The organism is Streptomyces sp. RLB3-17, assembly GCF_007113425.2.
In the GTDB taxonomy this organism is placed as follows: domain Bacteria; phylum Actinomycetota; class Actinomycetes; order Streptomycetales; family Streptomycetaceae; genus Streptomyces; species Streptomyces mirabilis_D.
On the sequence record NZ_CP041610.2, the window covers coordinates 11,691,199 to 11,705,183 of the forward strand.

Below are 13,985 nucleotides of genomic sequence, written 5' to 3' on the forward strand. Positions count from 1 at the left end.
CGCCCCTTTGAACGGGCACCGATACACGTGGCGCCGATGCCGACCAGCCCCACCAGTAGGCATCGACACCAGTACAAGGACACATGTTGCCGTCTCTGACGCACTCCCTCCGGACCAGCACCGACCGCGGCTGCTCCTGGACGGTCACTGCCACCGGGCCGACGGCACCACCACCCAAGCCCGGCGGGCCGCCGCCGGCACCGGGCACCTCGAAGAGCTGGAGAAGGTGTCCCGGAGCGGCATCGCGCACCGGGGCCCGGGAGCGGCATGAACGACTTCGAGGCGATCGGCCAACTGCTCGCGGCCGCCGCCGAACCCGCCCCCCTTCCGCCGGCCGAGCAGCGACGGGCCCTGCGCGCGGCCCTCGGTCTCTCGCGCGCCGAAGTCGCCCGCGCCCTCGGCGTGAGCCCGTCCACGGTCGCCGGTTAGGAATCCGGCCGCGACCCCAGTGGTGAGACCCGCGAGAAGTACGCCTACTTACTCAAGGGCGCCGACGCGAAGATCAGCACCCGCGACACCACCGCCCGAGACACCACTGCCCCCGAGCCGGCACCCGACGACCCGCACCACGAAGAGCAGGTGGACGGGCCAGCCTTCTCACCGGGCGGGGGCAGGATCAGTCAGCGGTCGAGGTCGATCGTGAAGCGCCTCGTGCCCGGAGCGATTGTGTCGGCGTGGACCGAGCCACGAGCCCGGTCGAATTCCCCGGTGCCGCCGGTGATCCCGTTGTCGAACGAAGGGGGAGGGCCCGGGTTGAGAATGCCGAAGACCATTCCCTGCACGGAGAGCTGGCCGCCCGGGAGGTTGTAGGTCACGACGCACTCCTCCGCTCCGCTGTTGTCGACCCGGGTGGTGGTGCAGGTACCGTCGGTGTCGCCGACCTGGTTGCCGTACTGGTCGAAGAGGATCGAGTGGAAGACGGTCCGATCGCCCTGGGCGGGGGCGCCGCCGGGGTTGACGGGGAAGCGCGTCTGCTGCGCGAGCCGGCCGATGAGTGTGATGACCCGGTCTCCGCTCTTGGCGTGGGCGGAATCGGTGTCCGTCGCGGCGGCGGCCGCGACAGGGGCACAGGCGAGAAGGCTAACCAGCGCAGTGGCCGTGCCGAGACAGGCTGCTCTCATGGGGCGCATCGTGTGGCTCCTGAGGTTGATGCTCATGAATGGTCAGGTGACGCATTCATAACCTCGGCTCTGCCGCCGCCCGGAACGTCCCGGCGCGACCCACCGGCAGATCCGACCAATCGGACCAACCCGGAACGAGAGACGGCCCGCCGACCGGACGAGTCGCGCGGGCGGGTTGACGCTGGTGCAGCACATTGGCTCCTGGATCTTGCCCGTTCCCCGACGACCCGGCTCCAGCCCCCCTCACACCGGCTCCACTGGTCCTACTGGCGCCGACGCCACCAAGCCATTGCCCGCCACCGTCACTACCAACGCCGCACGCATCCCGATCAGGTGAGTAACGAACGACCGCCAACCTGACGAGACATCAGCCCGCTAGACTCCAAACAGGCACTCTGAACAGCACAAATGGAGAAACGCTGCTGGAGTACTAGAAGAACCATTCCGGACCACTGATGCCGGAATTCACCAAAGCCCACTGCCACCCCCCCCGGATCTTGTATTCCTGACTCACCCTGAAATGCGGGACGATGAGGCCCCGTCAAGTCGGCCGCCGGGAAAGCGAGGAGACGAAATGCCGGAAAGGAACACTGATTTCGGCAAATTCGGCGCTCGCGGAATCAAGGGCCACGAGGCCGTGGCCCGGCAGCTCGACGCGCTCGCGGGGTTCGTCGCCACCCCGGTCACCGCCCAGCGCGGCCTCCTCGCCCGGCTCCGCTACCTTGCCCGCTCGGAGCGTGCCCGCGCGGCGGCCCGGGAGGCCGGTCTGACGGTCACCGGCCGGACGCTGAAGGCCTGGCTGGACGGCAGGCGGAGTCCTTCCAGGGAGAACCTGCGGAACATCGAGAGCGCGTATCTGCAGGTGCGCCGGCGCAATGTCGCGCGTTACCTGCTCGGCCGTCTCAACCGGGAAGGCCGCGGGACCCGTGTGGAGTTTCACCCGCTCAACCCGTCCCAGGTCACCAGGCCGCACCACCGCGTCGTCGAGTTCCGCACCCTCAACGTCCGTCACTGGGACCGCATCGTCGAGGCCTGGGCCGCCGCCGACGGCCAGGCCTTCGACGAGGCCTGGATCAACGAGGCTGTCGTGGACCTCGGTTCCCAGTGGGGCCAGTACGAATACGTCACCGCCATCGGTTTCGCGGCCTGAGCCGCAGGTTCACGGGCCCGCCTGCCGGCCGGGTGAAGGTTTCGGGGCGGTTCCGCATTCCCGCGTCGAAGGATGAGAAACCCATAAACTTCGGGTGCATGGCGGGGTGTTGCCGGGGAACTCGCTGCTGCGGAGGTTGATAACTATGGTTCCCCTGCTTCTCGTTCTTCTGCTGGCGCTGGTTCTCTTCGGTGCGGGTTTCGCGCTGAAGGCTCTGTGGATCGTGGCCGTGATCGTGCTGGCTGTGTGGCTGCTCGGTTTCGTCATGCGTTCCGCTGGAACCGGCGGCAGCCGTGGCCGTTGGTACCGCTGGTAGCGCACGGCAGTTCCACCCCCTTGGTGCGGGGCGGTCCCGGACGCAGGCGTCCGGGACCGCCCCGCACGCGTGTGACTCTTGCGTGAAGATGCCGGTGTTGACGCGCGGGTGGTGGGGGAGCGGGGCAGGAGAGCGGTGTGGCCGGGAGGCCCGCTGTGCGCGCCCGGAACCGCGCACCTCCAACACGGCGGACTTCCCGGGCACACCCGGCCGCACGCCTCGGGCAGAGCGTGGATCTGCCCCGCAGTGGCCGGAGACCTGGGGCGAGCCGGATGCGGCGACGGTTCAGGTCACCGACCCTGGGTTCGTTGCGCGCGCCCGTCAGCCGTGCTTGGCTCGCCCGATGAACTTTCTGTTGACGGCGAGTGGCCTGCGCAACGAGACACTGCGGGATGCGCTGCGGGACATGCTGGGAAAGCCGTTCGGGTCGGCGAACGTCGTGTTCGTTCCCACGGCGTCAGTCGCCGAGCCCGGGGACCACGGGTGGTTCGTCGCGGACATGAACCGGCTGCACGGCCTCGGCTGGCGGGAGTTCGACGTCCTGGAGCTGAACGGCCTGCCCCGGCAGATGGTGCTCGACCGGCTGCTCCACGCCGACGTCATCTATGTCGAGGGCGGCAGCCACTACCACCTCGCGCGCAGCATCACCGGCAACGGCCTGGCCGACGGTTTCCTGGAGGCGCTGGAGAGCCGGGTCTATGTGGGGGTCAGCGCCGGATCAATGATCTTCAGCCGTAATCTCACCGGGCACTCCGCCGACGTCATCGGGGACACCACGGACCTCCACGTGCTCGGCGCGACGACCGTGGAGCCGCCGTTCGGCCTTTTCGACTGGTATCTCAAGCCCCACCTGTACTCGCCGGATTTCCCCGAGCGGGACGACGCCTGGGCTGATCGCATCGCTGCGCGGGCGGACTTCCCGATCTACTTCATCGACGATGAGACGGCCGTTCGCGTCAGGGACGGCAAGGTGGATGTCATTTCTGAAGGCCGGTGGCGGTTCCATCCGTGACTCAACACGTGGTGGGGAGCCCCGGACAGGGCAGTGCCGCGCCCAGGGGCGCGCTGAATGAGGGGAACTCCGATTGGCGAGCGAGCTCAAGTACGGCGATCAGATCCACTTGCAGAACGGGTACAACGGCTGGCAGGGCGGCTACCTCGACACCCTCAACAACCACACCACGGCAGGACTCAAGCATTACGCCGCCATCGCGGACTCGCCCACCCGCGGCACCGGCACCGGCACATGGGAGATCATCTCCGCCTCGGGCAAGGCAGCAGGCTGGCCGGTCCTGAGCGGGGACCTGGTCCACCGCTCGAGAGTCGTCTACCTCCGCTACCGCGTGGCGCGTTAGCCGGCTCGTCCGCCGAGCCCTGGGAAGAACGGGCCAGCCAGTGACGTTTTCTCAGCGAAATGATCAGTGACTGTTGAGGTCAGTGGTAGATGAGATCTGACTCCACCCGACGGCGCCGAGAAAGCGTGCAAGTGAGTCTTGACTCCACTGGAGGGCTGGCAGGGGACGGGGGTGGCCTTTGAGTCCATGCCTGTCGGGGCGGAGTAGGTGGTCCAAACGAGGCCCATCTGCTGGCGTACGTTCAGGACGTGCAGATCATCGGCGGCGACCCGGGCGAATCCGGTGCCTTTGTTCTTGTTCGGAGCCTGTCCAACGTAGGGCTTGCAAAAGGTCTCGAGCGTTTTGACGAAGCTGTCCTTGGTCAACTGGGAGGGATCCGGGGGCGGTCCGGCGATACGGTTGCGCAGATCGGACCAGGTACCGATCCCGAAGAAGAACGCCGCAAGCGCCAGATACACGGTGAACGTGCTCCACTGCTGGAACCAGCTCTTCTCCGCCTTGCGCTGGTCGTCCACGTAGGCGGCTATGCGGTCGATCTTCTCCCTGTCGGTCTCACGCGCGCTGGTGGCTCCGGACCCTTGGTCGGCGGTTGTCATGAATGATGAATATCGGCTCCGCGGGAATACGGGAACTTCGTTGCCCGCGAAGGACCCGACGCGTGCACCGAAGGTAGGCCCCCTACGCCGGACCCCGCGTCTGGCGCGACGTGGCGTCGCCCCCGGAGGTTCTCCCGCCCGGAGTGGCTTCACCCGGCCGGTGCGCAGCTACGCGCGCGTGCTGACGTAGCGCACGGTCGGACCCCACCGTTCGATCCGCGCGTGCAGGTCACCACCCCGTGCGGGCGTGGTCGGGGGGCGTTGGATGCGCCCACAGCCCGTCGATGGTTGAGCGGTCCAGAGTCTGGTGTGTCTGTCCATGGGGGTGAGTTCTCGCCCGCTGCCGTACGTCGGCGTTGTCACGCGGTGACAACGCGGGCTTCTGCAGCCGTCCGGCGGTGGTCATCGGCGATCTGCACTGCCTGGGTTTCCGCCACGATGCCGCTGTCGAGGCCGCAGGTGCATCGCACCACTGCGCGCCCGGTCGGCTCGTGCTCGGTCCACCCTCCCCGGTGTGGTTTGTTCCGGGTGATGCCGTGCACGACGGTCGTATGTTCCACCATGTGCCCAGGCTGGCCGCCGGGGCTCGGCCTGCCAACGCCACGCCCGCCGAACGGGGGTCGAACCGCTGTTCCGTCGGCTACGCACTGCTAGGCGCCGCGCGATCGGGGAGAGCCCGGCACACGGACATCCTCGCCGGGCCTGATGGAGGTCATGCGGGCCTGTCCGTGGTCGGCTCGCCCGCGTGTTCGCCCGTGACCAGGTAGACCACGCGCTGGGCCACCGACACCGCGTGGTCGGCGAACCGCTCGTAGTAGCGGCCGACCAGCGTGACGTCCACGGCTGTCTCCACCCCGTGCTGCCACCGGTCGTCCAGCAGGTGCTGGAAGAGCATGCGGTGCAGCTCGTCCATGCGGTCGTCGTCCTTCTCCAGCTGGAGTGCCGCGTCGACGTCCTGGGTGATGACCACCTCAGCGGCCTGCGCCATCAGACGCTGCGCGAGCTGGCCCATCTCGAGGATCGTGCGCCGCAGATCGCGCGGCACCGCCCGCCGGGGGTGCCGCATCCGGGCCAGCTTGGCCACATGCTGGGCCAGGACACCGCAGCGCTCCAGGTCCGCGCTCATGCGCAGCGAGGTGACCACGACCCGCAGATCCGTGGCGACCGGCTGCTGCCGCGCCAGCACCGCGATCGCCCGGTTCTCCAGGTCACGCTGGAGATCATCGACCTTCTCGTCGGCGGAGATCACGCTCTCGGCAAGCCGCAGATCGGCATCCAGGAGAGCGGTCGTGGCCAGCCCGATGGCCGAGCCGACCAGGTTCGCCATCTCCACCAGGCCATCACTGATCGAGTCCAGCTCCTCGTGATAGGCCTCCCGCATCGCGTCCTCCCCGTCCAGTCGTGTGTGCCGGCCTTCGCCCGCAGCCAGGCTCCCACACATGGCGTGCAGAGCATCGAGCGTGTCGAGCTGTCTTGCGCGACCTGTCGGCTGCCCAGATCCGGGGGACCATGGAAGCACTGCGAGGTGTATGGGACAGGCCGCAGCCTGAAGCGGACGCGGGGCCGTGTGTCGCGTCGGGCTGGCGGAGGGAGTGCCTGGGATGAGGACAGCCGACCTCTTCGGAGGCGAGGGCGACCAGGCGGGCGCCGGGCCGCCGCAGCGCAGTGAGTTGCTGGATCTGCTGAGTGTCGCGGCGGTGCTGCTCGATGCCGAGGGGCGGATCGTGCTGTGGAGCCCGCAGGCCGAGGAGCTGTTCGGCTACACCGCGCAGGAGGCGCTGGGCCAGTACGCGGCGCGGCTGCTGGTCGACGAGCAGCACCTGGACCTGATGATCAGGCTGTTCGCCGAGGTCATGAGGACGGGCCAGGGATGGGCCGGCGCCTTCTCTGTCCGGCACAAAGACGGCAGTACCCGGCTGGTGGAGTTCCGCAACATGCGGCTGTCGGACGACCGGGGTGACTTCTATGCCCTGGGCATCGCCACCGACGAGGCGATCCTGCGCCAGGTGGAACGGGACCTGGCCCTGTCCATGCGGCTGGTCTCGCAGTCCCCGATCGGGCTGGCCGTCTTGGACACTGGCCTGCGGTACGTGGCCGTCAACCCGGCGCTGGCGCGGATCAACGGCGTCCGAGCCGAAGACCACCTCGGGCGACCAGTCCGCGAGGCCCTGCCCTTCCTGGAGGTCGATGCGATCGAGGCCGCGCTGCGGCAGGTCCTCACGTCCGGAGAGCCCCTGATCGACCAGCAGAGTGTGGGACGCACTCCCGCCGACCCCGACAACGATCACGCGTGGTCAGCCTCCTACTACCGGCTCGATGGTCCCGGCGGGCGAGTACTGGGGGTGGCCATCGTGCTGGTGGATGTCACCGATCGGCACCGTGCCCGGCAACGCTTGGCCCTGATCGCCGACGGCTCCGCCCGTATCGGCACCACCTTGGACGTGGAACAGACCGCCCGCGAGCTGGCCGACGTCGCCGTCCCCGAGCTCGCCGACATCGCGGCCGTTGACGTCCTGGACTCTGTCCTGGACGACCGTCAGCCGACGGCACCCGGCACCGGACGGGCACTCTTCCGTGCCCTCGCCGTGAAAGCCGCGTACCCCACCGAGGCCGTCCGCGCCGCCGACCCCGCCGGCCACCTCGCCAGCTACGGCGCCCATCGCCTGGCCACCCAATGCGTGCGGACCGGCCGCCCCATCCTGATACCCCACGTCGGCGAGCGGGACCTGGCCCGCATCGCCCGTGACGCCGAGGCCGCCGCCATCCTGGCCCGCGCCGGCATCCACAGCTATCTCCTGACGCCCCTGATCGCCCGCGGCGAGGTGCTCGGCACCCTGGGCCTCACCCGCGCCCGCAACCCGCTGCCCTTCGACAACGACGACCTCACCCTGGCCGGTGAACTGGCCGACCGAACCGCGGTGTGCATCGACAATGCCCGTCTGTACCAAGGCGCACGCAACACCGCGGTCACCCTCCAGCGCAGCCTGCTGCCGGACCTCCCACCGCAACAGGCGGGCCTGGAGGTCGCCTCCCGATACCGGCCCGCCGGAACGACCATCGAAGTCGGTGGCGACTGGTTCGATGTCATCCCCCTCACGGAAGACAAGACCGCGCTGGTCGTCGGCGATGTGATGGGCAGCGGCATAAGCGCCGCCACCACCATGGGACGCCTGCGCACCGCCACCTCCACCCTGGCCGACCTCGACCTCCCACCCACCGAAGTGCTGCACCACCTCGACAAGATCACCGCAGACCTGGAGCAGTACGCCACCTGCGCCTACACGGTCTACGACCCGCACCGCGCCCTGTGCCACATCGCTGTCGCCGGACACCTGCCCCCCGTGCTGATGCGCGCGGGCGAGCCCCCCGAACTGCTCGATCTGCCCACCGGCGCACCCCTCGGGGTCGGCGGTGTCGCCTTCGAAGCCACCACCTTCGGCCTGGCCCCCGGCGACCAACTGGTCCTCTACACCGACGGCTTGGTCGAGACCCGCCACCACGCCATCGACGAGCGCCTGGACCTCCTCCTCCAACTGCTGCACAGCCCCGACCGATCCTCGGAGGAAACCTGCGACCGGCTCCTGGACGCACTGCGCGATCCAGACGATCACGACGACGTCGCCATACTGATCGCCCGAGCCCGACGCTGGCCCCGGCCTTAGCACCCTTTCCGCGACCAGAAGACCGCGAAGGTCTGGCAAGAACTTCACACCCTTGAAATCACGGATCGTTACGGTATGAAACCGGAAGGTGACAGCAGCCCTGCTCGTCTGCGACAGGCAGCGTTCGGACACGTGGAGCGGGATGATCGGTTTCACGGGAGGGAACATGCACATCACTTGGCCCGGCCGGCATCCGCACGCCCGCGGGACGGTGGGCATCGCTCGTCAAGGTGGCCGTGAAGCAGAAGGAGATCACGGCCGGGCGGGAGGACTACATGGCGCAGCACAAGTGGGCGAGCACACCCCCCACACCGAGCTGCCAGCCGCACGGATTCGCGCGGCGCTCGACGCCGGGCATGGCATCGCGGTACTTGTGCTGATGGAGCTCGCGGACCCGGCTGATGCAGCCCGCCTCGTCGGCGGCGACCGAGCCGACGTGCACTTGGTGCACCTGCACGTGGCTCGCACGATCAACCGGTGCGGCGCGGATTGGCTCCCCTCCTTGCTGCCCGACGATCCGGACGCCGACGTGATGCTTTACCGCAGGAGCGATGTGGGCGAGCTCGGCGAGTTGTTGGACGCTCTCCGCCAGCTCACCGGTCCCTTCGCCGGGGCTGCCGCACGCAGGGCGGCCGTCGCTGCCCGCATCCTGCTGCACAGTCGGACCACGGGTCTGTGACCGTGGTCGATCGCGGTCCCCCAACTCGGTTGACCAGTGGCCGATACTCGGCCGGGCGGCGCGAGCTGGTCAGGACTTGCAGCGCGCTGGACATGGCCTACCCGTCCGTAGCCAGGCTGACAAACCCGGCAGTGGCAGCCCCGCAAGGGCTAAAGGGGCCGCCGGGCTCACCCCTACTTTCCTAGGTGCGGCCGGTGTTGATCACACCGAGGCGTTCGAGCAGCAGCCCCTCACGGGTGGACCAGGGGCAGATCTCCACACTCTCCACGCCGCACGCTTCCATGAGGCTCTCGGCGATCAAGGCGCCCGCTAGGGACTGCTCGGCGCGGTGCCGGGAAATGCCTGGCAGCGCCGCACGGCGGTCCGGGCCGAGTCTGGCCAGCAGGGAAATCACAGGCCGGAGTTGAGACAAGGTCAGCTCTGGTCCCAAACTAGGTGATTTGTTACGTGTGGCGTTCGCGAGCCGTGCGAGCTGTTCGAAGGTTTTCGAGCCGGCGAGAACCCGCTGGCCAGGCTTGGCCCGCGGCACGCCGGGCTCCGCACTCAGGGAGTGGCGCAGATGCTGCCGCACCTCGGCCAGGCGCCGTTTGGAGGGGGCGGTGCCGCCGGGCAGCCAGTCCTGGGTGATTTTGCGGGCACCCATCGGCAGCGAACGCGTGATGCGGGGCTGGGCGTCCGGCCCCGAGGCGATCTCCACCGTGCCGCCGCCGATGTCCAGGACAAGTAAGGAGTCTGACGCGCAATCCGTCCACTGGCGGGCGGCCACATAGGCCAGCCGTGCCTCTTCCTCGCCGGGCAGCACTCGCAGACGTGTGCCGGTGGTCTGGGCCACCCGCGCGATGACCTCGTCGCGATTGGGAGCGTCCCGGATGACGGATGTGGCGAACGCGAATACTTCCGGCAGGCGACGATGCGGGTCCGTGGGGATCACCTCGGCCACCGCCCGTTCCACGCTCTCCACCCCGGCCTTGCCCAGGCGCCCCTTCCGGTCGAGCGTCTCGTGCAGCCTCAGCCGCACCTTGCGGGAGAAGACGGTCTCCAGCGGCGCACCTGGTCGCGACCGCGCCACGGTGAGTAGCGCACTGTGGCACCCGACGTCGAGCACACCTGCCTGCTGCATCCAACCGCCTTCCCTGACATCGCACGATTCCCCCGACCGAACGATCAGGGCCACCCCGAACTCGCGCCCGTCTCGCTATGTGATCACAGTGTCACTTTTTGTGCTTGCATCGGCGAGAAGTCATACTGGGCATGGCGAAGGCCTGGCGCGGTGGTCGTGTTCTCCGTGGTCCTCGAGGTCGTGGGCTGGACGGAAGACGCCTCGAACGTCCAACAGCTGGTGGTCAGAGACGTTTCGTCATCTCAACCGAAACAGCGAGGCTAGTGCACCCCCGACGCGGTCCCCTGCCAGGCAGGCGGATAAGAGGCAGAGGATCGCAGGCAAGCCGCCAATCTCCCTACCGGCGCCCCTACCGTTCCCCCTACCGGCAGACGTAGCGGTTTGTTCACGGTTTGCGCAGGTCAGTCCCCTTGACCAGCCCCAACCACGCGCCGCGACAACCCTCTTCCCTCTTCTCTGTCCTGCCTGCTTCTTGGGATGTATCTGATGTTGGGTGGGGGACGCAGACACGTGGCGGATCGGGAGCGAGGGTTCGGGGGCGGGCCTGGTGTCTGTTGCGCGTCGGGCGGCGGCCCTCCGCGCTCGCGCCGGACAGAGGCCGGCGCACCGGTGAGGCTGGCGGGAGGTGGGCGTTAGCTGTGGTGTCTTACGACGTTGGTTCCACAGGTCCGGCTGATCACTGCCCCGTCTCAGGCGGCCTGGCAGGTTGTGCGGCACGCCCGGACAGTGCGGGACACCATGCCGTAGGGTCGCGCGCGTGACAGGCGGCGCAGGTGAAGCGAGCTTCTGGTGGACGGAGTTGCGGGGGTCGGACGGGGCCGAACTCCCGCCCAACGTGCGGGAACGCATGACGTGGTACGAGTGGCACAAGCGGCGGCAGCGGCTCGGCCACTACCTTTCGGAGGCCGTGCTACTGCTGTTGTCCGCGTCCATACCGGCGTGTGCGGCGGCCGGTGCCTCCGTCACGGTGACGGGAATTCTCGGTGCGTTGGTGGTGGTCTCGGCGGGGCTCCGGCAGCTATTCCGGTGGGGTGAGAACTGGGTACGGACGAACTCCATGCTGATGGCGCTCCAGGGCGAGCTCGTCAACTGGAGCTGTGGGTCTGCCCCGTACGATGGCGCGGACTCCTCGGCCGTGCTGGCATCGAGGACCGAGGAGCTGGTTCGGTCTGAGGCCGGCGAATGGGCGGAGACACGGCGCTCTGCGCCCCAGCCCCCCGTCGCTGGATCTCCGGCATCGAGCGGGTGAGCACACACTGACGCACCGTGGGAAGCGTCTCAGAACGAAGCGCGCCGCGGGCCCATACGTATGGCCGGGCGCGAGCCTCGCCGCTGAGGCGACACCAACCTCATGAGACGGCACAGTCAGCGGTGACCTTCGAGATCGGCAAGGACGATCCGCACAACCCGACCGGGAACGGGTTCACCGGTGAGCGCTTCGAGAAGACCCTGAACGTCACGCTCAACTCGGTCGTGTTCCGGTCCGCCGACCAGGAGTTGACCACCGCCGGCACCTACAACCTGCTTGTCGCGTGGGCCGATTGACCCGCGATGTGATCACCCTGGCGTAGGTCGGGGCCACTACCGCAGTTCCTCCGCTGTCCGTTCGGCTGCTTCCGCGAGCTTGGCGGCAAGATTCTTGAGGGCTGGTCGGAGTTCGTCGGGGTGGTGGATGGTGAAGGGCCACTCCAGGGAGGCGAGCATGTGTGCCATGCCGTCGAGGCGTTCTGCCCGGGCGTGCATCAGGACGCCAGCGGGCTGGGCGGTGAGCGTGACCGCGCTGTTCGGCAGCCTGCGGGCGATTTCGTCGAGGGGGCCGTGGATCGTTACCTCGACCTGCCAGCGGTACGGCCCTTGAGCGAGGGTTGAGGTCAGGTGGGCGACGGGGTCGAAGTCGTTGGGTGTGATGAAGGTCTGTGAGCGGGGGGTGACGGAGGCGATGCGGTCGATGCGGAAGGTCCGCAGGTCGTCGCGGAGATGGTCGTGGCCGACGAGATACCAGCGACCGGTGTGGAAGACCACGCCGTAGGGGTCGATGTCGCGCTCGGTCTGGTCCTGCCGCCAGGACTGGTACTTGATGCCGACAGTCGTTGTGGTGCGGGAGGCCTGGGCCAGGGCCAGCAGGACGCCGCTCCCGGGTGCCTGCGCGCTCACGGCGTTCGCAGTGAAGAACAGGGTCTCCCGCATGGCGGTGAGCGGCTCCCGCAGGGCGTTCGGAAGCACCCTCTCGATCTTGGCCCGGGCGCCCGCACCGGCCAGCACGGTCGTGCCCATCCCGAGGCGTTCGGCCGCGAGGAGTCCGAGGACGACGGCGAGGGCTTCGTCATTGGTGAGCACCAGGGGCGGCATTCGGTAGCCGCGCGCCAGTCGGTAGCCCCCGTAGCGGCCACGCTCGGCCTCCACGGGGATGCCTAGGTCACGCAGGTGGGCAATGTACCGGCGGACCGTGCGGACGTCGGTGTCCAGCCGGTCGGCCAGGTCCGGCCCGCTGAGCCCGGCGTTCGACTGGAGCAGTTCCAGCAGGGTCAGCACACGGGTCAGGGGATGCGACACGGATCACTCGACATTTCAGGGCTGATTCTGTCCTGTATCGACTTTACGCTCCCCGCAGCACTCACTTCAGGGAGATCACATGGCTACCTTCGTACTCGTTCCCGGCGCCTGGCTCGGCGCGTGGGCCTGGGAGGACACTGCCCGCGCGCTGCGGGAGCACGGTCACACGGTGCTGCCGCTGACACTGACCGGTCTGGCTGAGCGTGCAGAGGAGGGCGGCCCCCAGACGGACCTGGAGACGCACGTCGCGGACCTCACCGACTTCGTCGAGAAGAATGATCTGCGCGAGGTCACCCTGGTGGCCCACAGCTATGCGGCCGCCCCCGTCACCGGGGCGGCCGGGCGCCTCGGCGACCGGCTGCAGCGGGTGGTCTACGTGGACAGCGCACCGTTCGCCGCGGGCATGTGCATGCTAGACCTCATGCCGCCGGAGGCAGCGGACCAACTGGGCCAGCAGGTCGCGGCCCGTGGTGATGGCTGGCGGCTGCCGATGCCGTCGTTCGAGGTCGTGGGCCTGTCCAGCAGCCTCGACGGACTCGACCAGGTCCAACGGGACGTGCTGAGCGGGCGTGCCACTCCTCAGCCGTTCGGCACCTACACCCAGCGACTCGCCAACCATGCCGATCCCGGACTCGGCGTGGACCGTGTCCTGATCGCTTGCCGTGACTTCCAGGGTCTGCTGGATGCCGGGGTGCCAATGCTGGCCTTCCTCAACCACGCGCCGTGGCGGCGCTTCGACCTGCCCACCGGGCATTGGCCGATGCTGTCGGCGCCCACCGAGCTCGCCGACATTCTCCACGCAGCCGTCTCCTGACCCCGACGGACCCAACGAGGCACGATGACCATGCTCGACGACGAGCGAGTTCGTGAGCTGCGGGCCCGCGCGCAGGCCTTGGCCGGCGGAGTTCGGGAAGCCTCCGCCGCCGCGGTCGTCCGACGGGTCTTCGCCATTCAGGCCCAGGACGCCACGGCCGCCGACCTCGGCATCCGGGTGCGCGGGCGGGACATCAGGGCCGGTGGCATCCGTACGGCATACGAGGAGGAGCGGAGCATCGTCCGCGGATGGTTCATGCGCGGCACCCTGCACACCATCCCCAGCGACGACGCGCGCTGGGTCCTGCGACTGCTCGCTCCGCGGATCCTCACTGGCACCGGCCGCCGCTACCACCAACTCGGCCTGGACGACGTCCTGCGCCAGCGATCCGACCGCCTCCTTCGGCGCGTCCTCGCGACGCACGGCCCGCTCACCCGCGCCGAGCTGACCGAGCACTTCGCGACCCTAGGCGTCGCGCCGGACGGGCAGGTGCCCTTCCACCTGATCCGACACGCCGCACTCACCGGGGTCCTCTGCCACGGCCCGCACCGTGGGGGCTTTCAACTGTTGCATGGTCCATCAGTAAATCTCAGCTTTTCTCATCTGTTATCTTGATCGC

17 protein-coding genes are annotated in these 13,985 nt (G+C 68.5%); 11 read left to right on the top strand and 6 right to left on the bottom strand.

Translation table 11 applies throughout. The features are described 5' to 3' along the window. Positions 1-267 precede the first annotated feature (267 nt). Positions 268-429, top strand: coding sequence for a helix-turn-helix domain-containing protein (locus tag FNV62_RS52835; RefSeq protein WP_399223606.1), 162 nt, complete (start codon positions 268-270; stop codon positions 427-429). Positions 430-620: 191 nt separating this feature from the next. Here the strand turns inward: FNV62_RS52835 and FNV62_RS52840 are convergent, their stop codons facing one another. After that, positions 621-1,121: an allene oxide cyclase barrel-like domain-containing protein gene (locus FNV62_RS52840; protein ID WP_225900744.1), complete on the bottom strand. Its 501-nt coding sequence runs from the start codon at positions 1,119-1,121 to the stop codon at positions 621-623. Between the two features lie 574 nt (positions 1,122-1,695). Between FNV62_RS52840 and FNV62_RS52845 the strand changes: the two genes are divergently transcribed. From FNV62_RS52845 to FNV62_RS52860, 4 genes are all read left to right on the top strand, one after another. Next, positions 1,696-2,271: a transcriptional regulator gene (locus tag FNV62_RS52845; RefSeq protein ID WP_143651816.1), complete on the top strand. Its 576-nt coding sequence runs from the start codon at positions 1,696-1,698 to the stop codon at positions 2,269-2,271. 145 nt (positions 2,272-2,416) lie between these two features. Next, positions 2,417-2,587, top strand: coding sequence for a hypothetical protein (locus tag FNV62_RS52850; protein WP_054229772.1), 171 nt, complete (start codon positions 2,417-2,419; stop codon positions 2,585-2,587). A 343-nt stretch (positions 2,588-2,930) separates the two neighbouring features. Continuing rightward, entirely contained in the window at positions 2,931-3,599 is a 669-nt protein-coding gene (locus FNV62_RS52855; protein ID WP_143651817.1) for a peptidase E, read from the top strand. A gap of 73 nt (positions 3,600-3,672) precedes the next feature. Next, a complete protein-coding gene (locus FNV62_RS52860) occupies positions 3,673-3,942 on the top strand; it encodes a hypothetical protein (protein WP_143651818.1) in 270 nt (89 codons plus the stop codon). Here FNV62_RS52860 and FNV62_RS52865 read toward each other — a convergent pair. The 3 genes from FNV62_RS52865 to phoU form a co-directional block, all read right to left on the bottom strand. Beyond that, positions 3,939-4,538: a hypothetical protein gene (locus tag FNV62_RS52865; RefSeq protein ID WP_143651819.1), complete on the bottom strand. Its 600-nt coding sequence runs from the start codon at positions 4,536-4,538 to the stop codon at positions 3,939-3,941. The two genes, FNV62_RS52860 and FNV62_RS52865, sit on opposite strands and share 4 nt — an antisense overlap. Positions 4,539-4,897: 359 nt before the next feature. Beyond that, entirely contained in the window at positions 4,898-5,080 is a 183-nt protein-coding gene (locus FNV62_RS52870; protein ID WP_143653922.1) for a hypothetical protein, read from the bottom strand. A 170-nt stretch (positions 5,081-5,250) separates the two neighbouring features. Beyond that, the gene (gene phoU / locus FNV62_RS52875) at positions 5,251-5,919 is read right to left on the bottom strand and encodes a phosphate signaling complex protein PhoU (RefSeq protein WP_143604941.1); all 669 of its coding nucleotides are present in this window, start codon (positions 5,917-5,919) and stop codon (positions 5,251-5,253) included. A gap of 220 nt (positions 5,920-6,139) precedes the next feature. On the opposite strand from phoU, the gene FNV62_RS52880 reads away from it, so the two are divergent. Further along, positions 6,140-8,200, top strand: a complete 2,061-nt coding sequence (locus FNV62_RS52880; protein WP_143651820.1) for a SpoIIE family protein phosphatase — start codon at positions 6,140-6,142, stop codon at positions 8,198-8,200. 289 nt (positions 8,201-8,489) lie between these two features. Then, positions 8,490-8,879: a hypothetical protein gene (locus tag FNV62_RS52885; protein ID WP_143651821.1), complete on the top strand. Its 390-nt coding sequence runs from the start codon at positions 8,490-8,492 to the stop codon at positions 8,877-8,879. A 181-nt stretch (positions 8,880-9,060) separates the two neighbouring features. On the opposite strand, the gene FNV62_RS52890 is transcribed toward FNV62_RS52885, so the two are convergent. Then, a complete protein-coding gene (locus tag FNV62_RS52890) occupies positions 9,061-9,999 on the bottom strand; it encodes a Ppx/GppA phosphatase family protein (protein WP_143604944.1) in 939 nt (312 codons plus the stop codon). Between the two features lie 757 nt (positions 10,000-10,756). Between FNV62_RS52890 and FNV62_RS52895 the strand changes: the two genes are divergently transcribed. Both FNV62_RS52895 and FNV62_RS54945 read left to right on the top strand, forming a co-directional pair. Beyond that, complete coding sequence (locus FNV62_RS52895) at positions 10,757-11,248, top strand: DUF4231 domain-containing protein (protein WP_097287833.1); 492 nt, start codon at positions 10,757-10,759, stop codon at positions 11,246-11,248. 122 nt (positions 11,249-11,370) lie between these two features. Further along, positions 11,371-11,544 carry a hypothetical protein gene (locus tag FNV62_RS54945; RefSeq protein WP_225900960.1) on the top strand — a complete coding sequence of 58 codons (174 nt, stop codon included), beginning with the start codon at positions 11,371-11,373 and terminating at the stop codon, positions 11,542-11,544. A 36-nt stretch (positions 11,545-11,580) separates the two neighbouring features. Here the strand turns inward: FNV62_RS54945 and FNV62_RS52900 are convergent, their stop codons facing one another. Then, on the bottom strand, positions 11,581-12,552 hold the full coding sequence (locus FNV62_RS52900) for a helix-turn-helix transcriptional regulator (RefSeq protein ID WP_143604945.1): 972 nt from the start codon (positions 12,550-12,552) through the stop codon (positions 11,581-11,583). Positions 12,553-12,631: 79 nt separating this feature from the next. On the opposite strand from FNV62_RS52900, the gene FNV62_RS52905 reads away from it, so the two are divergent. Together FNV62_RS52905 and FNV62_RS52910 are read left to right on the top strand one after the other, a co-directional pair. Continuing rightward, positions 12,632-13,366, top strand: a complete 735-nt coding sequence (locus FNV62_RS52905; RefSeq protein WP_143604946.1) for an alpha/beta fold hydrolase — start codon at positions 12,632-12,634, stop codon at positions 13,364-13,366. Between the two features lie 24 nt (positions 13,367-13,390). Next, the gene (locus tag FNV62_RS52910) at positions 13,391-13,981 is read left to right on the top strand and encodes a DNA glycosylase AlkZ-like family protein (RefSeq protein WP_225900745.1); all 591 of its coding nucleotides are present in this window, start codon (positions 13,391-13,393) and stop codon (positions 13,979-13,981) included. Positions 13,982-13,985 lie beyond the last annotated feature (4 nt).